Origin of the sequence: Streptomyces sp. NBC_00316 (assembly GCF_036158715.1) — a bacterium.
Classification (GTDB): domain Bacteria; phylum Actinomycetota; class Actinomycetes; order Streptomycetales; family Streptomycetaceae; genus Streptomyces.
In genome coordinates this window covers 8,742,718-8,760,710 of record NZ_CP108023.1, presented here as the reverse complement: position 1 = coordinate 8,760,710, position 17,993 = coordinate 8,742,718, and the positions used below count along the sequence as shown (strand labels likewise).

Here is a 17,993-nt window from a genome sequence, read left to right as displayed (position 1 = left end):
TTGGTGTGGTGGTCAGGCTGCGAGTGCGGTCTCGTACTCGGCGGGGCTGAGGTAGCCGAGGCTGCTGTGCAATCGGTGCAAGTTGTACCAGCCCTCGATGAAATCGAAGATCGCGGTGCGGGCGGCGGCCCGGCTGGGCCAGGCGGAGGTGCCGAGCAGTTCGCGTTTGATGGTCGAGAAGAACGACTCGGCGAGCGCGTTGTCCCAGCACTGACCGGTGCGGCCGACCGACAGTCGAATCCCGAACTCGCTTGCCAGCGAGGCGAATTGCTGACTGGTGTACTGGCAGCCGCGATCCGAATGGAAGATCACGGGATGGGTGGGGCGACGCTGCCGGCAGGCGTCTGTCAGCGCGTCGGCCACCAGCTCGGTTCGCAGGTGATCGGCGGTTGCCCAGCCGACCACGCGCCGGGAGGCGATGTCGATGACCGTGGCCAGATAGAGCCAGCCCTCCTCGGTCGGGACATACGTGATGTCGCCGCACCAGCGGGCATCGAGCCCGGTGCGGTCGGGCTGGAAGTCCCGGACGATGAGGTCGGGACGGAAGGCAGCCCTGGGATCAGGGATCGTGGTCAAATGCCGTCGTCTGCGGTGCCGGCCCTGCAGTCCTGCGGCCTGCATCAGTCGTGCGACACGACGGCGACCGCACCGGGCACCCTCGCGCATGAGCACGGCGTGCACGCGCGGGGCCCCATAGGTTCCGCGCGATTTCGCATGGACCTCGACAATCTGCTTGGTCAGCTCGGCATCCCGCACTGCACGGGGGCCAGGCAGGCCGGAGCGACGGGCATAGAAGGCGGTCCGGGAGACCTTCATCAGCTCACACGCCCGTTTGACGCTGTGACCTGCCTGCTTCTCCGCCTCGATGAACGGGTGCACCGTCACCGGGTCTCCTTCGCGAAGAAAGCTGTGGCCCGCTTGAGTACGTCGACATCCTCGCGCAGCCGGCGGTTCTCCCGCCGCAACGCGGCCAGTTCCTCGCGCTCACTGCTGGTCAGCCCGTTGCGCTCGCCCGCATCGACCTCGGCCTGCTTGACCCAGTCCCGCACCGCGGTCTCGGTCAGCTCGAAGTCCTTGGCGACCTGCCCGACCGAGCGGTCACCCCGTCGGCACAGCCCGACGATCTCGGCCTTGAACTCCGGCGTAAACGAACGACGAGGGCGGCGAGGCTTCTTCTTCCCCATGCTCTCCATGATGGACATCCTCCCGGGGCTGAACCCCTGATCTCGAATGTCCGTCAAAGCGGATCAAGCCCAAACTGCCACTTTCAAGGTGGGCTCGGTTTCGGCGGCGCGACGTTCAGGGATGGTGTGGTCAACCTCCGGAACGCGACGTTCAGTGGTGGCGCGGCCACCTTCTTCCGCTCAGAGTTCAGCGGCGGCACGGTCGACTTCGCCCACTCGACGTTCAGTGGCAGCAGGGTCTTCTTCACCCGTTCAACGTTCAGTGGCGGCAGCGTCTTCTTCGAAAACGCAGAGTTCAGGGGCGGCACAGTCCTCTTCGCCGACGCAGAGTTCAGGGGCGGCACGGTCGACTTCACCCGCTCGGCTCTCACAGGCGGCACGGTCACCTTCGAGAGCCCCACATTCGGCGGCACCGTGTTTGGATGGGGCCCTCTTCCCATACCAGCGGGCGCCTAGACCATAAGGGTGCAGTGCCGGACACGGATGAGACGTGCCCGTGATCATTCCACGGCGGAGTTCAGGCATATCTGGGTTACGCCGCGTGATCAGCAGCCTTCACCAACGGCATCCCGATGCTGCGCTGGCAAGAGATCCAGTGCCTCCCAAACTCATCAACACCGCCCCTCCGTGGGTTGAGGCGCCTCCCAAACCCATCGACATGTGACTTCACTACTGCTCGACAAAGCCAGCCCGAGCCAACCCCTCTCTGTCAGCCTTGGGTGAGACATCCCGTTCTGCGGGGTTAGCCTGAGAGGGCACGACAGGAGAACCGTCCCTTATGCCCAGCACAGAGCCCGTCGGGTTCGACCCGGCGCCGAGGCCGAAGCGCCGCACTTTCACCTCGGAGTACAAACTGCGGATCGTCGCCGAGTACGACTCCGCGCCCAGGAACGAGAAGGGTGCGGTGCTGCGCCGGGAACGGCTTTACCACTCGCACGTCAAGGAGTGGCGGGCCGCCCGGGACGCCGGGGCCCTGGAAAACCTGGTCGACCGCCGGACCAGTCCCGCCCGGGCGAAGAAGTCCGCCGCGGAGGTGGAGAACGAAAAGCTGCGGCAGCAGGTGGAGCGGCTGCAGAAGGACCTGGCACGGAACAAGGCCGCACTCGAGGTGATGGGAAAAGCTTCTGCGCTCTTGGAAATGATCTCCGAGAGCGCGGACTGAAGCGTGCCGCCGACCCTGTCGTGGACGAGGCGTTTACCGGCGTCGAGGCTCAGCTGGGCATCACGGCCGCCTGCCGGCTGACCGGCCGCTCCCGCGCCACGCACTACCGCCGGCTCCGGCCGGCACCACCGCGCAGAACACGTACCCCGCAGGTGCAGCCGTCGGCCCTGACGGCCGAAGAGCGGTCTGCGGTACTCGAGTTGATGAACGGCGACGAGTACGCCGAGCTGGCGCCCGCACAGATCTGGGCCCGCGAGCTGGATGCCGGGCGCTATCACTGTTCCGTCTCGACGATGTACCCGATCCTGCGCGAGCAGGATCAGTCCGGTGAGCGCCGACGGCAGGCCACCCATCCCGCCAAGGCGGTGCCCAAGCTGGTCGCCACCGGGCCCTCGCAGGTGTTCACCTGGGACATCACGAAGGCGGCCGGGCCGGTCAAGGGCGTCTGGTATCACGCCTACGTGATCATCGACATCTTCAGCCGGTACATCGTCGGCCACACCGTCGAGCGAGCCGAGTCGGCGCTGCGGGCAGAGGAGTTGATCCGCGAGACCATCGCTCGTAACGGCATCGTGCCCCAGACCGTGCACGCGGACCGCGGCACCTCGATGACGTCGAAGAAGGTCTCCCAACTACTGATCGATCTGGGGGTGACGCGGTCGCACTCGAGGCCGAAGGTCTCCAACGACAACCCTTACAGCGAGGCCCAGTTCAAGACCACGAAGTACATGTCGGACTATCCCGAACGGTTCGATTCGCTGGCCCACGCCCGCGAGTGGTTCGACGCGTTCATCGCGTATTACAACCATGAGCACCGGCACTCGGGTATCGGCTGGCACACCCCCGCCTCCGTCCACTTCGGGACCGCCGAGGAGGTCCGCGACCAGCGCGCGGTCACCCTCGCCGAGGCATACGCCCGCCACCCCGAACGCTTCGGCCGCCGCCCCAGACCACCCGAGATACCCCAGACGGCCTGGATCAACGACCCGGCCAAACGCAGGGAACCCGCACCACAAACCTCTGAGGCGCCCCGAAGTTCTCGGACAGCGGTCCCCATAGGATCGAAGTCCAGAACGGCGGAGAGAGCACGTGGCACAGAAGCGTAGGAAGTTCAGTCCTGAGTTTCGGGACGAGGCGGTCAAGATGGTGGTCGTGGAGTCCCGCCCGATTGCCGAGGTCGCCCGAGAGATACAAGTGAACGAGGGAACGCTGGGCACCTGGGTCAGCCGGTACCGGCAGGAGCACGCCGGGGAGGAGCCTCCGCTGAACATCAGCGAACGTGCCCGCCTGCGCGAACTGGAACGCGAGAACCGGGAACTCCGCATGAAGACCGAGTTCCTGGGAAAAGCGGCGGCCTTCTTCGCCCAGGAATACCGGTGACGGAGAAGTGCGAGTTCATCGACGGCGAGGCCGGTAACTTTCCTGTGCAGCGGATGTGCACCTGGGCGGGAGTATCCACGTCAGGTTTCTACCACTGGAGATCGAGGCCATTGTCGGCCACCGCGAAGCGTCGTGCGGAACTGAGGGCTGTCATCCTCCAGGTCTTCTCCGACTCTCAGGAGACCTACGGCTACCGGCGTGTCCACGCCGCGCTCCAGCGGATGAACGTGCAGGCCGGAGCAGAACTGGTCCGCGCGCTGATGCGCGAGCTCGGCCTGGTGCCGTGTCAGCCGCGGCCCTGGCGGGCGACCACGATCGCCGATGATGCGGCGCCGGCCACGCCCGACCTGCTGGCCCGTGACTTCACCGCTGACGCTCCCGGGCGCAAACTGGTCAGCGATATCACCTACGTTCACACCTGGGCCGGGTTCCTTTATCTCGCGACCGTCATCGACTGCCACACCAAAGCGGTGGTCGGCTGGGCGATGGCCGACCACATGAAGACCTCTCTCATATCGGATGCACTCGATATGGCGGCCCGGAACATCGACCTCGCCGAAGGATGCATATTTCATTCCGATCGCGGCAGTCAATACACGTCTCGGGAACTTCGTTGCAAGCTCAGTTCGTTGGGCCTGCGAGCGTCGGTCGGCCGCACCGGTGTCTGCTGGGACAATGCGATGGCTGAATCATTTTTCGGCTCCCTCAAAAACGAACTTGTGCACCGAACTACGTTCCCAACACGCGCACATGCCCACCGGGCTATCGTCCGCTACATCGAGATGTTCTACAATCGAAAGCGCCTCCACTCCGGACTTGGCTACAAGACTCCCGCAGAAGTCCACGCCGAGTACGAAGAGTTGCAGGCAGCGGCATAGGCAGAACCTCAACACCGCTGTCCGAGAAGCGCAGGGCCCCTCAGACAGTCCCTGTGCGAGTGGGGACGATCTGACGGGGCAGGACACGCAGTCGCAACGTCTCGTACGGGGCGTCGAGCGCGGGGGCGGTGGTGACGCAGTCAATATCTCGATGTCCTTGTCAACATCGCTCATCGGAAGCAGCCGCATGCAGGCGAACACGCTCGACACCGAGGTAGGCAGTCGCAGCAGCACGATCCAGCAGCCTGACACGCCCATGCGGCGAACGTTTGCCACTCACGAGAACACACAGTTCAACGGCTATGGATGGGATCTCGGCACCCGCAGGTAGAGCATGACCTGCGGCTTGAAGTGGGGTCCTCCGCGCTCCTTGGCCATCATGGTGACGGCCGCGGTCATGTCTCCGCCCACCGGGTCTCGACGACTGCCTGCCGGCTGGGGGCGCCCACTTGGCGACGGTGCAGGCCTGCTCGACCGGGACCTCATCGGCGATGGCGGAGAGGTTCAGGATGTCGGCGATGGGTAGAGGGTGCTCGCATTCTCCTGGGGTTTGGGCCGATTCCTGCCGCACGGGCCCTCCGCGAACGCGCGGATCAGGTTTTCCGTGGTGCGGGTGACGAACAGTCCGGTGCGTGCGTCCATGCCATGGTTGCGGCCGTTGTCCTGAGTTCCGGCCATGAGGGCCTCGACCCATCGCATCGTCCCGGATGCGAAGACGCCCGCTCCGCTCGGCACGGTGTAGTACGCGGAGTCGGCATGGCTTGGCGCGCCCTTGCAGAAGACAGGGGAGTGCGCAATGACCTCGAGCGGCGCCGGGGTGGGCATCCCGGGGGTGACCCGGTCGTATTCCACCCCGACCAGATGGTCGAAGGAGTCTCCGCGTCTGACTCCGGTCCCTTCGAAGAGCCAGTGATCGTCGGCATGGACCACATACGGAGCGTCGACCGGATAGCCCTCGTAGAGGACGCCGGTCAGGGAGGATTCGGGGTCGGCTCCGGGCTGCCGTCGAAAGTCGTTGGTCGGCATGGTCGGATGGTCGGTCAGGTGCGGGTCCGCCCGGTAGTCGGTTTTGTAACAGACCACTGTGCGTGCGTCGCCGGTGGGTCCCCGCTCCAGCCTGATCCGGCGGAAGCAGGCATTGGCACCGAGGAAGGCCACATTGGTACCGGAGTCACGAGCCCGGGTCACGTGGTCCCGTTGCTGTTGGCTCCAGTACTCGTCGTGCCCGAGGGAGAGCGCCGCGCGCGCGCCGTGAAGCACGCCGGGTTCGCGGTGGACGTCCACTCCCGTGGTGTAGGCGAGCGGAATTCCCAGCCGCTCCGCGAGCACCACTACCGCCCTCTCGTAGACCATGAACTTCTCGGCGCCGCTGCGGTCATAGGGCCGGTCGAAACTGACCGCGAGCGACCGTGTCCCGTACGCACCGTCCTGGCCGTGATAGAGGCTGTACCCGCCCCACGCGTTGTATGCCTGCCAGGTCGACACCGCGTGCATCAGGACGGTCCTGCCCGCGCCGGACGCCGAACGGACGATCAACGGCACGTAGCGCTGGTGCCCATTGTCCGCTTCCAGTCGAAGCAGGTACGCCCCCTCCGGCCAGCCGTCGGTGCGTACGCCGAGCGTGCGGTTCCAGTCGGCCTGCACTGTACGAGTGACCTCCAGCAGCCGGAGCCGGGCCTGGACCGATCCAGGGATACGGCCCGAACGCCACACCAGGCGCGCTTGCTGTCCCCCATACCAGCCGACCCGGAAGGCCGAGACCCGGAAGCCGGAAGCGCTCGTAGACACGTACAAACCGAACTCCTCGCCCGGCAGCACGCTGAATCTGTCGGTGTATCCCTGGACAGCCTCGGGCGCTCCTTCCCAGCGGATACGCCAGTCGGGGTTTCCCACGCGCGTTCGCTCACCGTCCCCGGTGAACCGGGTAGAACCGGGCGAGGCGGTCTCGGTGCGGGCCCCCTTGGCACCGGAGGGGCGGCAGCCGGCCGCCATCGCACCAGCCACAGCAACGGCGAGAAAATGCCTGCGCTCCAGAGGACCAAGCGCTTCGGCATCCTGCCTTCCGGCCCGCTTCATGCCATCCACCACGTGTTCCCGCCGCGACACCGTCACAGCCCATCGTCACCCGGCGCGCGCCCGCGGACGAGTCAAATCGGGCACACGGGTGCGACCGTGAGGCGGTATATCGATACTCATTGATGATGCCGCCGACAGCCCTGGGCCGGATCCGGGGCCGTCCACAGCATCGCGCGTGCGCTGCTCCGCGGCGCATTCCGGCCGCTCGCGCAACCCGCCGCCGCCGACCCCCGACCGCGCCGCCGGGCCCGAACCGCAGGATGCCTCGCAGAAGCTTCCCCCCGAAAGCCCCGCACACCGGCTCCGCGCGACGACCGCCCGTGGCGCACCAGCAGCCCGCACGGCGAGAGCCCCGCCCAAGCCCTGGGATCGACCGCTTCCGGGGCCGCCACCCGGCCCCGGAAGCCGGGGCCGGCCCGCACTATTACCTTTGCCACACTTTCAGTGCTCTAGTTTTACTTGCGCACGACTTAAGTGCCGGATAGGTTCCTTGCAGGTTGAACCGCAGGGTGAGCCACTTCGCCGCCCATCCCACCACCTGTTGAACCGGTGACGCACAGATGCGTGAAATTCACCGACGCCAAGAAACAAAGGACATCCCCATGGATCTGAAACTCGAAATGATCGTGCTGCCCGTCTCCGACATCGACCGGACCAAGGCCTTCTACGAGGCGGTGGGATTCCGCCTGGACGTCGACTACACAGCCAGTGACGACTTCCGGGTGGTCCACTTCACCCCTCCCGGCTCCGAATGCTCGATCATCTTCGGCGAGGGAATGACCTCCACCGCCCCCGGCACGACCCATGGCCTGTACCTCATCGTCACCGACATCGAAGAGGCCCACGCCGAGCTCACCAGCCGCGGCATCGACGTGAGCGAGGTGTTCCACGACGCCGGAGGACTCCTCCACCACGGCCACGACGTCGGAAGCGCCGTCCACCACGGCACGGGCCAGGAACGACTGGCCGGCCCCCACCCCGACCGCACCTCCTACGGCTCCTACCTCACCTTCAGCGACCCGGACGGCAACGGCTGGGTGCTCCAGGAAGTGACGCAGCGCGCCCCCGGCCGCTGACACCACGTCCAACCACCCGACGGTGCAACGGCCATGACCAACCCGGACCGCGGCCACCCCCTTCAGCCCCTGGCCACAGCACCCGCAAAGCCGAACACCCGGACCCCTGCACCGACCCGCCAGGCGCAAAGGCGCGCCCCAACACCAGCGGTCCGACTACCACGCAACCGCGTCAACCGAGCACCGCCCTGCGGATCTCCCCAGTGAAAGCGGGGGAACAACGCGCGGCCAGTTGCCGGGCCGCCGAAACATCCGACCGAGTTACAGAAGCAGCGACGAACGGAGCAGCAATGAACGAGACCACCCGCACCTACGACGTGATCGTCATCGGCGCAGGCCCGGTCGGCGAGAACGTGGCCGAACGCGCCCGCGCCGCAGGGCTCAGCACCGTGATCGTGGAGCGCGAACTCCTCGGCGGCGAGTGCTCGTTCTGGGCATGCGACCCCAGCAAGGCGCTGCTGCGCCCGGTGGTGGCACGGGCCGACGCGCGCCGAGTGCCCGGACTGGGTCAGGCGGTCGCCGGACCGCTGGACGTCGAGGCGGTCCTCGCACACCGCGACAAGATGGCCTCGTACTGGAAGGACGAGGACCAGGTCGACTGGCTGAACTCGGTCTCCGTCGATCTGATCCGAGGCCACGGCCGCCTTGACGGCCCCCGCAAGGTGAGTGTGCAGACTCCCGACGGTGAGACCGTCGCCCTCACAGCTCGGCACGCCGTGGCCGTCTCCACCGGAACCAGCGCGGCTCTGCCCCCCATCCCCGGCCTGGACACCGTTCACCCCTGGACCAGCCGTGAGGCCACCAGCGCCGACAAGGTCCCCGGACGTCTGGCCGTGGTCGGCGGCGGTGTCGTCGCCGTCGAGATGGCCACCGCCTGGCAGGCGCTCGGCTCCCAGGTGACCATGCTGGTTCTCGAGGACGCGTTGCTGCAGCGGATGGAGCCGTTCGCCGGAGAGCTGGTCACCGACGGCCTGCGGCAAGCCGGCGTCGACATCCGGTTCGGGACCTCCGTAACCTCCCTCGCCCGCGAGGGCGGCGAGGTCCGGATCACCCTGGCCGACGGCGGACATCTCGCGGCGGACGAGATCCTGTTGGCCACCGGCCGTGCTCCGCGAACCTGGGACCTGGGGCTGGAGACGATAGGTCTCACCCCGGGCGACTGGCTGAAGGTGGACGACACCTTCCGAGTGACCGACGTCGCCGACGGCTGGTTCTACGCCGTCGGCGACGTCAACCACCGCGCCCTGATGACCCACCAGGGCAAGTACCAGGCCCGGATCGCGGGTGCGGTCATCGGCGCCCGGGCCAAGGGCGAGCCGGTCGACGACACCCGGTGGGGTGCGCACGCGGCCACCGCCGACAGCGCCGCCGTCCCGCAAGTGGTCTTTACCCACCCGGAAGTCGCCGCCGTTGGCCTGACCACCCGCGAGGCGGAGCAGAGCGGGCGTCGGATCAAGGTGGTGGACTACGACCTCGCACACGTTGCGGGCGCCCACCAGTACGCCGAGGGATACCGCGGCCAGGCCCGTATGCTCATCGATCTGGACCGTAACACCGTGGCCGGAGTCACCTTCGCCGGGCCCGGCGTAGGTGAACTGCTGCACTCGGCCACCATCGCCGTCGCGGGCGAGGTTCCGATCGACAGGCTCTGGCACGCCGTACCCGCCTTCCCCACGATCAGCGAGGTCTGGCTGAGGCTGCTGGAGACCCACCGAGGCTGAAGGCAGCCGCTGCGGGGATGCGTGATTACGTACGCGGGCTGCTCGCCCCGGTCGCCCGAAAGAACAGCTGGCAGCTGGCCGAGCAGGCAGGCCACGCCACTCCCGACGGTCTGCAGCACTTGCTGGCCGGCGCGAAATGGGAGCCCAACGACATCCGCGATGACCTGCAGCAATACGTCGCCGGCAAGCTCGGCGAGGACGACGGTGTCCTCATCATCGACGACACCGGCTTCATCAAGAAGGGCACTACCTCCACCGGGGTCCAGCGCCAATATTCCGGCACCGCCGGCCGCACCGAGAACTGCCAGATCGGTGTCTTCGCCGCCTACGCCTCCGGCCGCGGATGGGCCCTGGTGGACCGGGAGTTGTATATCCCCAAGTCCTGGGCCGAAGACCGCGAACGCTGCCGCGCGGCCAAAATCCCCGACGACCAGGCGTTCGCCACCAAGGGCGAACTGGCCCGGCGCATGGTGCTGCGTGCCCTCGCCTCGTCGCTGCCCATCACCTGGGTCACCGCGGATTCCGCCTACGGACAGGAAAGTCGCTTCCGCCGACTGCTGGAGCAGTCCGGCGTCGGCTATGTGCTGGCCGTCCCCAAGTCCCAGTTCACCGTGGGCTGTCCCCGCATCGAGGGTCTGTTCGCGCAAGCCCCGGCCGAGGCGTGGGAGAAGATCTCATGCGGCGACGGTGCGAAGGGACCGCGCGTCTACCACTGGGCGGCAGTGCGGCTGCCAGCCGTTGCCGAGTTCGACTACCAGGGCGAAGTCCCGCACCGGATACGGTGGGCGTTGGCCCGCCGCAGCATCTCCCGCCCGGACGAGATCGCCTGCTACCTCGCCTACACACCCGTGGAGATCACCGGCCGGGAGTTGGTGCGGATTGCCGGGTCCCGCTGGGCAATTGAGGAGTGTTTCCAGGCGGCGAAGAACGAGTGCGGGCTGGACCAGTACGAAGTCCGCCGTTACGTGGGCTGGTATCGGCACATCACCCTGGCCATGCTCGCCCACGCCTTCCTGGCGGTCACGGCCCACCAAGCCGACGACAGCCCTTAGGCGCGCTCCCTCTCGCTACCTGGCCTCTTTCGAGACCGGGGTAGCTGTGTCGACACTCGCCTTCCCACGTTCCATGCAGAAGCCGCAGACCGGACTCGCGCCGCCTCCATGCCGGACACCACCTGGCCAATAGACGGGAACCCGCCAGGCTCATCCCGGCGCCATTTAACCGCCCCGGTTTTGATGTCAGTTGCTTGTTTCGACACGTCGTCAGCGGTTCGCTCTCGCTCGCCTTTCCGGTCCCCACCTGACGCCTCTCGGACGCCTTTTCCTCAACGCTCACCACGGCGGACTTCAGCCAACGCAGCTTGAGGCGGTTTGGCGTCTCCCCCCGAAGGGCGACGCCGAAGGGCCACAAAACCTTCATCATCTGCACAGCACCGCATCAAGTGGGTCTACCTACATCAACCTCACTCTCTGCGCTCGTGGCGCACTTAAACGACAAGCCCATCGTGCCCCCGTTGCCGTCTATCGGCCGGAGTCAGCTGGCGGTAGTCGCGGGTACCTCGCCCTGCCGGTCGACAACCCCGCGTTCCATGACGGCGTCGATGCCGAGCAGCACGTCGTCCGTAGTACCCCTGGCGTTGGCCTTGTGGCTGATGAGGTACCCCTGCGAACCGGCGTAGGCGAGAGTGTCCTTATTGAAGATCAACACGGAGCGGGTGGCGGAACGGGTGTCCCTGCGGGTGATGCCGATGCCGTGTCGTCCGGCCGCGTCGGTGGCGTCGGGGATCCAGGTGATGCCGGGAATCTTCGCGGCGGCCTTGTAGAGGGCGGAGGCTGTCGCGGGCGGCATGATCACACTGCCCAGCAGGTCGCCGACCGTCCCGAAGACGGCCTCGTCCTTCGAGTCGCCCTTTTCCACCCTGGTCTGGGTGTAGAGCAGTTCGAGCAGGGCGTCGGGGTCGGTAGGCAGCGAGGCGAGCCACGTGTAGGTGGGGTACCACAGACCCGGTTGCACGGGAGATGTGGTGGTGATAGGACCCAGCTGACCAGGCATTACGGCGTCTTTCCCACTCGATCGAAGCCAGCCGACCGTGGTCACCGGGCCGGGCTTCTGAGACATCCACCGCTCTTCGTTGTGCGCCGCGCCGAGCACCACCCGGCCGCCGAGAGTTCCCTTGTTCTCGCGCGCCAAGCGCCGGACATATACGAACTGGTCTTCCTTCACCGGCGTCGCGTCCGTCTTCATGGCCGCGTCGGCAATCCGGCCAAGGGTGACTGACGCGTTGATTACCCGGGCCGGTGAGGAGACAGGGGGCTTGGCCGTCGGGGCAGAGGTGTGATCGCTGCCGGAGAACGTGACGACCAGGGCACCGGCCAAGGCCAGTGACGTGGCGGGCACCATCAGGGCCAGGCGCGGCAGCCGGCGGCGGGAAGCGGGTGACGTTTCGCCGAGAGAGTGGTGATCGCGATCGATCTGCTGCATCAGAATGTCCTTTTGGTGAAGATGGCGGCTCGGCGAGAGGTCCCAGTAGACCGGAGCAGCCAGCAGTTCTTCTGTCTCACTCCGGGCAAAGCCGGCGCGCGAGTGGTCGGCGTTCAACGGGTTTCCTCCTGCAGGAACAGGGCCGCGATTGCGGCTTCACTCTCTTTCTCTCCGCGACGGCCGCGCGGTTCCCGACGTTTTCGCGACATCGCGCTCAAGCTGTGGCCGGCCAGCCGGGCCCGGGCACGCGAGAGCCGCGACCTCACCGTGCCGACCGGAACACCCAACGCCTCGGCGGCCTGCTGGTAGTCCAGCCCGGCACCCACGCACAGAGCGAGCACCTCACGATCCGCCCGACCCAGCCGCCTCAGGGCGTCATGAACCAACCCGAGGTGACGGGCATCATCGACCCGGCCGGCCGTCTCATCCGCGAAGTCCTCCACCGGCCGGGGCTCCGGGCTACGCGCCAGAAAATTGAGCCGCCGGCGCAGAGCGCGGTTGGCGTTGTGCGCCTTGTGCGTGGCGATACCGAGCAGCCACGGTGCGAGGGAACCACCGTCCAGATCCACCGACTCCCGGGTGTGCCAGGCACCGAGAAAGGTCTCGGACACCACTTCCTCGGCCTCCGACCAGTTGCCGGTCAGCCTCAGGGCATGTCTGTAGACAGCGCGAACGTTCTGGTCGTACAGGTCGGCGAACGCCGCACGGTCCCCCGCCCGCACGCGCGCTCGCAACGACTCACTGGGTTCTGTATGCCTCACACCTATTAACTCTCCGCCGACACGACCTCGTTCCCGTGTCCTGCGCCACACCACCGCGAGAGGGACAGGACGAAGTGCCGCCGAAACACGAACAGGACAGACCCCCGGCAATACGCTCTCATTGTCCACGGACAGCCAGGACGAACCAGGGTCGGGGTCAGCCCCTCGTGAACCCGTTCGCGGTCCAGTGAAAAAGGTCGCTGATCTCGCTGGGCGTCTCCCGCACCCGTGAGCAACCGACGGCACTATCACGACTGGCATCGTTCACCGGGCCGTCTCAGTTTCCGTCTCATTCATCCACGGCCAAGGCCGTTCACGGGGGTCCACAGCTCCGAACCATGTACCTCCGCAAGCGACCACGTAGATCCCGCAGGTGCCCCAGGGTCCCGCTCGAACTCCTAAAGCGGATGTCATCGCACCACGGAACGCTCTCCCGGGGCCCATCGAGATTCCACCGACCTCAGTCGCCTATGCGGCGATCGTTGCCCGAATGGATGAGCAACGTGCGCCGACGCGCTTTCTTGAGCTGCTCCAGAAGGGCGGCATACACGTCATCCGGCGTCTGTCATCGCGAGTCGTCCCAGTCCACGCCACGTATGGCTCAACTGCTGCCAATGCCCTGCGCATTTCTTGGGTCGCCTCATAGAACCTCTCAAACCCCCTGAGAGGAAGTTCAAGGAAGTAACGAATAGCTTCGTCGCTAACTCCGAGCTCATGCTGGTTCACAGACCTCGGATAGTTTGCTGCCAGTTGCGCTCGCCTCACACATGCAATCGCGTGATCGATAGCCTCTCGACGAGACGTCTGCCAACCGAAGCGTGTAGTGGCCAGCGGAGCGAACACGGCGCCCACTAAGGGCTGTCCCGTAACCCCTGGCGGGCGCACGACGACAGCTACGGCACCTCGCCGCGTTGTCGGAACGCCCGTATACGCCCAGTATGCGGACGTCCCTCCGCCTTGCGATGCACCGCATCTGACGCCGCGCGCTGATCCACCAGGGATTACGGGACCGCCCTTAGAACACCTGTCAGCGCGAGCACAGGTCCGAGCCAAGGCATGGTTTGCATGGTCCCTTGAACCGCTCCGGGATCGGTGGAGGCTCTATGCGTTGGCTCCAGCCGCCGGTTGGGGCGGGTGTTGAGCGTAGTAGTTGGTCTCGTGTTCGTGGGGCGGGATGGTCCCGATCGCGGTGTGCAGACGCTGGTTGTTGAACCAGTCGACCCATTCCGCGGTCGCGAGCTCGACATCGGGCAGGCCGTGCCAGGGCTTGCGGGGCTTGATCAGCTCGGTCTTGTAGAGGCCGATCTGGGACTCCATGAGGGCGTTGTCCAGGGCGTCGCCGACAGTGCCGATCGAGGCGTCGATCCCGGCCTCGAGGAGGTGGGCGGTGAAGGCGAAGGACGTGTACTGACTGCCCGCATCGGAATGATGTATCAGCCCAGGTCCGGCGGGGTTTCCGGCCCCGGCACCTCATACACCGGGGGGATCACCGCAGGTGTCGCTAGCCCGCCCGGTGCAGCCCGCTTCAGGCATGAGGGATGGGTAGGTCCAGTGCGACCGTTTTACCCCGGCCGTTGGGAGTGCTGTTCCACGCGGTGCTCAGGGCTTCCACGATGAGGAGGCCGCGGCCGTGCTCGGATTCCGCTTTCTCTTCCTCGGCCAGGGCCAGGGGTGAGGGGACGGGCGGGTTGCTGTCGGAGTCCCGTACCTCCAGCCGGACGCGGTCGGGGAATGCCCGCAGACATACGTCGACGTCGCTGCCCGCGTGGATGAGGGCATTGGTGACGATCTCGCTGGCGATGAGCTGGAGGTCCTCCGACAGAGCTTCCAGTCCCCAGGAAGTCAGGTGGTCGTCGACGAAGGTGCGTGCCGCCTTGACCCCGTGCAGGTCGCGGCGCTGGATGCGCAGGCGCCCTGTCCGCAGCACGCTCTGGCCACCGGCCCCTTCGTAGCGGGCCAGGAGGAGTACCGCGTCGTCGCGACGTTGGCGGGGGCCCAGTGTGTCGGCAATGAGAAGGTCGGCCAATTGTTCGAGGTCAGTGTCGAATTCGCGACTGCCGGAGTCGAAAAGTGCTCGGGCGTCGGGGTCGGTTTCGTCGCAGCCGGTCAGCCCGTTGGAGTACAGCATCAGTACGGATCCGGGCTCCAGGGTGTGCTCGCGTTCCCGGTAGGCGTATTCCGTGGTGACACCCATGGGCAGGTTGGCCGACGCCTGGAGGGTGCCGATGCTTCCGTCGGGCCGTTGCACCAGCGGTTCAGGGTGGCCGGCCAAGGCCACTTTGGCCGTGCCGTCGGCCGTGTCCAGGGTGATGACGCAGCAGGTGACAAGAAGATCCGTCCCGAGTTCGGCGAGCAGCCGGCTGGTCCGGTCGATTACGGCCGTGGGTTTGTGCCCTTCGGTCGCGTAGGCGATCATCGCGCTGCGCGCCTGGCCCATGACGGCGGCGCTCTCTATGTCATGGCCTTCCACATCGCCGACGACCAGTACGACCCGTTCGCCCGGCCCCTTGATCACGTCGTACCAGTCCCCGCCCACGCTTGAGGTGAGCGTGGCGGGCCGGTATCGCGCCGTGGTGGTCAACCGGGGCAACTCAACGAGTGTGGACGGGAGGAGACGTCGCTGAAGACATTCGGCGACTTCGTGCTGCTTCGCGCTCAGTTCGACCCGATCCACCGCTGCGCCCAGCGATCCCGCCATCATGCCGAGGACGGCTCTCTCCTCGGGCGGGAAATAGCGGGGCCCATCGAAGGCCAGGCAGCAGACGCCGACGATGTGGCTGCTCTCGGTGATGGGCAGGTCGATGACGTGTCTGCTCCCGACGAGCGGAAGGTAGGCCTCCAACTCTTCACGGCCGAAGGGTTCCGAGGCGTCGGCCGACTGACGGTCGCCAGAGATGAACAGTGGACGCCCTCGGAGTGCCTCTGCCGCTGGTGTTCGGACGTCCAGTCTGGCGCCATGCAGGTTGCGGACCAGGCCGGAGGAGGCCCCGCAATGTCCCAGGACCCACAGGCGGCCCTCGCTGGCTGAGGCCAGGGCCAGGGCCCGGGCTCCGAACGGGGACACGATGCAGTGCTGGGCCGCTGCGACAATGTGGTCCAGAGTCGTGGCCTGGTTCAGCATGTCAGAGAGCCGTCGCACTGGGTACATGAGGCTCAGGCCCGCGGAACCAGCGACGCCGGGCACCCCCCAATCCGTCGTGCCGGTGCTCGCATGCCCGTCGAACACCGGCACGAGCGCGGGCATATGCCCCGGTGTGATCACCGTGCCACTGTCCGCCAGCTCGGCGAGAGCCATGGCCAGGTCGTCAGCGATCTTCTTCAAGCCGGTGCAGATCTCCGCCTCGCAGCTGCCGTGGGTTTCCGGTCGGAGGACCGTCAGAGAGCCGAAGCGGTGATCGGCGGCGATGACAGGGGCCGAGAGAGCGATGTACGGATAGGGCAGCACATGCTCCTGGTCCGCATCCGCCAGGTCGGGCTCGGCCAGTACCGCCACGCTTTCCGAGGCCAGGGCACGTGCCGAGGCGTAGGGAGCGTCCAGGCCCATCCGGCCGGGAAACGTGAAGAGGGAAGGCGCGTTGCCGCCGATCATCGCAACCCTGATTTGGCTGCGCTCATCGTCCAGCAGGTAGACCGCCGCCGAGGCGACACCCAGTCGGCGCACCGCCTCACGGAGGGCGCGGTGCAGCGCCACCGCCAGATCGCTGCCGCCGATCCGCGCGGACTTGCCTGTGCCGCAAAGATCTTTGACTGCGCTGCCCGCCTTTCACAAGGCTGCCCCCTATACCGTGAAGTATAGGTTTAGGTCAGCCGACGGGCGGGTCCAACGCGTCGAATGGGGCTGTCCGAACGTGGGGAGTAAACGCTTGAGTTTCGGAGGGTGTGTCAGGCCAGCACACCTTGCGCGAGGCGTCCCGCTGACTGCACGCGTCCCGAGCTGCCACATGCATGGGCGAATGGGGCTGACACGGGCACTGAGGCAGCGAAGGAGCAGGGGAGAGTGGATACGCCGGCGATCGGGTTCTGTGTCCGGCCGATGCTGCCGCCGCCGGGCACTGCGGCGTGCCTCGTGAAGGTGCCACGCAGAGACGGACCGGCCCCCCATATACATGGGTGATGGAGTGTCCTGCATGCCCGACGCCATCAACACATGGGGGCGACCTCGAAGGACTCGTCCTGGGACGACAGCACTCGCATGCCCGTACGGACTGCAAGCTGGTTCACTTGCCGGCGACCGGGTATCGGCTTGTGATCGCGACGCGGTTGAAGGCGTTCATCAGCGTTGACAGCCAGGCGACCGCCGAGACCTGATCTGCAGAGAGGACGGCTGCTGCCGCGTTGTAGTCGTCGTCGCTCACGTGCCCCTCGGACACGTGAGCGATCGCCTCTGTCAGACGTAGGGCCGCGCGGTCGGTCTCGGAGAAGTAACCAGTCTCTTCCCACGCGGGCAGCACTGCGATCCGGTCCGGGTTCTCGCCCTTCTTGAGCGCGTCGCGGGTGTGCATTTTGAGACAGAACGCGCAGCCGTTGATCTGGGACGTGCGGATCTTCAAAAGCTCGACCAGAAGCGGGTCAAGACCTGCCGCGGTGGCGGTGTCTTCCACTGTCGAGGACAGGGCGATAAGAGCCTTGTAATTGGCCGGGTGCTGCTTTCCGATGTTAACGCGCTGCTTCTCAGTCTCTGACTCAGTCATGGGTTCCTCCTCTTCACACGGCCGGACGACCCACAGGGTCAATCTGTGCCATCGCTACGAGCGGCAGTGATACTCAATGGGAATTGCGACTTAAAGCTTCTCGCCGCGCTTTTACTCCCGTCTGACGCCGACCAGGTGCCCGGTCCCATCCGGTGCGCGACAGCTTTCGGCTAAGGGCTGTCCCGTAATCCCGGGTGGATCAGCGCGCGGCGTCAGATGCGGTGCATCGCAAGGCGGAGGGACGTCCGCATACTGGGCGTATACGGGCGTTCCAACAACGCGGCGAGGTGCCGTAGCTGTCGTCGTGCGCCCGCCAGGGGTTACGGGACAGCCCTTAGCTTCGGGCATCCGGTCAAACGTGGAACACCTCCATGGACCAGCAGCCCTGGTAGTCGGCGAGCTTGAGGATGGCATCGGCGCCGCTGACGGGGCAATATCCCTTCGGCTTTGATCCGACACTTGTCGCTCAGCCGTTCATCCGGGCGCTTCCCAGGCGCGGCGGGAAAACCATGAAGCGGATTCGCGGCACCGCGACGCATTAGGCGCATATTTTCTTAATGGAAAGTCCCAGCGCCTGCGCCGC

The 17,993-nt window shown here is 66.3% G+C and carries 14 protein-coding genes and 1 pseudogene; 7 read left to right on the top strand and 8 right to left on the bottom strand.

From position 1 onward, the window contains the following. Nucleotides 1-12 precede the first annotated feature (12 nt). The gene (locus OG878_RS39140) at nucleotides 13-885 is read right to left on the bottom strand and encodes an IS3 family transposase (protein WP_328884813.1); all 873 of its coding nucleotides are present in this window, start codon (nucleotides 883-885) and stop codon (nucleotides 13-15) included. After that, nucleotides 882-1,193: a transposase gene (locus OG878_RS39135; RefSeq protein ID WP_390838786.1), complete on the bottom strand. Its 312-nt coding sequence runs from the start codon at nucleotides 1,191-1,193 to the stop codon at nucleotides 882-884. Before OG878_RS39135 ends, OG878_RS39140 begins: the two co-directional genes overlap by 4 nt. Nucleotides 1,194-1,310: 117 nt before the next feature. Between OG878_RS39135 and OG878_RS39130 the strand changes: the two genes are divergently transcribed. The 4 genes from OG878_RS39130 to OG878_RS39115 all read left to right on the top strand — a co-directional run bounded on the left by OG878_RS39130 (nucleotide 1,311) and on the right by OG878_RS39115 (nucleotide 4,604). Then, a complete protein-coding gene (locus OG878_RS39130; protein WP_328884817.1) occupies nucleotides 1,311-1,640 on the top strand; it encodes a hypothetical protein in 330 nt (109 codons plus the stop codon). A gap of 322 nt (nucleotides 1,641-1,962) precedes the next feature. Beyond that, entirely contained in the window at nucleotides 1,963-2,346 is a 384-nt protein-coding gene (locus tag OG878_RS39125) for a hypothetical protein (protein ID WP_328884818.1), read from the top strand. Between the two features lie 20 nt (nucleotides 2,347-2,366). Beyond that, nucleotides 2,367-3,452 carry an IS3 family transposase gene (locus OG878_RS39120; protein WP_328884819.1) on the top strand — a complete coding sequence of 362 codons (1,086 nt, stop codon included), beginning with the start codon at nucleotides 2,367-2,369 and terminating at the stop codon, nucleotides 3,450-3,452. Further along, a protein-coding gene (locus OG878_RS39115; RefSeq protein ID WP_328884810.1) for an IS3 family transposase occupies nucleotides 3,436-4,604 on the top strand; the annotation gives its coding sequence in 2 pieces (ribosomal slippage) (nucleotides 3,436-3,688 and nucleotides 3,688-4,604; 1,170 coding nt in all). The genes OG878_RS39120 and OG878_RS39115 overlap by 17 nt, the downstream gene beginning before the upstream one ends. Nucleotides 4,605-5,108: 504 nt before the next feature. Here OG878_RS39115 and OG878_RS39110 read toward each other — a convergent pair. Beyond that, nucleotides 5,109-6,497 carry a N,N-dimethylformamidase beta subunit family domain-containing protein gene (locus OG878_RS39110; RefSeq protein ID WP_443049038.1) on the bottom strand — a complete coding sequence of 463 codons (1,389 nt, stop codon included), beginning with the start codon at nucleotides 6,495-6,497 and terminating at the stop codon, nucleotides 5,109-5,111. Nucleotides 6,498-7,282: 785 nt separating this feature from the next. On the opposite strand from OG878_RS39110, the gene OG878_RS39105 reads away from it, so the two are divergent. From OG878_RS39105 to OG878_RS39095, 3 genes are all read left to right on the top strand, one after another. Next, the gene (locus OG878_RS39105; protein WP_328884820.1) at nucleotides 7,283-7,756 is read left to right on the top strand and encodes a VOC family protein; all 474 of its coding nucleotides are present in this window, start codon (nucleotides 7,283-7,285) and stop codon (nucleotides 7,754-7,756) included. A gap of 290 nt (nucleotides 7,757-8,046) precedes the next feature. Next, a complete protein-coding gene (locus OG878_RS39100; protein WP_328884821.1) occupies nucleotides 8,047-9,477 on the top strand; it encodes a dihydrolipoyl dehydrogenase family protein in 1,431 nt (476 codons plus the stop codon). Further along, nucleotides 9,405-10,529, top strand: coding sequence for an IS701 family transposase (locus tag OG878_RS39095; RefSeq protein WP_328891530.1), 1,125 nt, complete (start codon nucleotides 9,405-9,407; stop codon nucleotides 10,527-10,529). The genes OG878_RS39100 and OG878_RS39095 overlap by 73 nt, the downstream gene beginning before the upstream one ends. Nucleotides 10,530-11,010: 481 nt before the next feature. On the opposite strand, the gene OG878_RS39090 is transcribed toward OG878_RS39095, so the two are convergent. From OG878_RS39090 to OG878_RS39070, 5 genes and pseudogenes are all read right to left on the bottom strand, one after another. Next, the gene (locus OG878_RS39090; RefSeq protein ID WP_328884822.1) at nucleotides 11,011-12,075 is read right to left on the bottom strand and encodes a CU044_5270 family protein; all 1,065 of its coding nucleotides are present in this window, start codon (nucleotides 12,073-12,075) and stop codon (nucleotides 11,011-11,013) included. Continuing rightward, nucleotides 12,072-12,692 carry an RNA polymerase sigma factor gene (locus OG878_RS39085; RefSeq protein ID WP_328891082.1) on the bottom strand — a complete coding sequence of 207 codons (621 nt, stop codon included), beginning with the start codon at nucleotides 12,690-12,692 and terminating at the stop codon, nucleotides 12,072-12,074. The genes OG878_RS39090 and OG878_RS39085 overlap by 4 nt, the downstream gene beginning before the upstream one ends. Nucleotides 12,693-13,820: 1,128 nt before the next feature. Then, nucleotides 13,821-14,159: pseudogene (locus tag OG878_RS39080) on the bottom strand (integrase core domain-containing protein); the annotation flags it as partial. 85 nt (nucleotides 14,160-14,244) lie between these two features. Then, nucleotides 14,245-16,410, bottom strand: coding sequence for a SpoIIE family protein phosphatase (locus OG878_RS39075; protein ID WP_328884823.1), 2,166 nt, complete (start codon nucleotides 16,408-16,410; stop codon nucleotides 14,245-14,247). 526 nt (nucleotides 16,411-16,936) lie between these two features. Next, nucleotides 16,937-17,410: a carboxymuconolactone decarboxylase family protein gene (locus OG878_RS39070; RefSeq protein ID WP_328884824.1), complete on the bottom strand. Its 474-nt coding sequence runs from the start codon at nucleotides 17,408-17,410 to the stop codon at nucleotides 16,937-16,939. Nucleotides 17,411-17,993 lie beyond the last annotated feature (583 nt).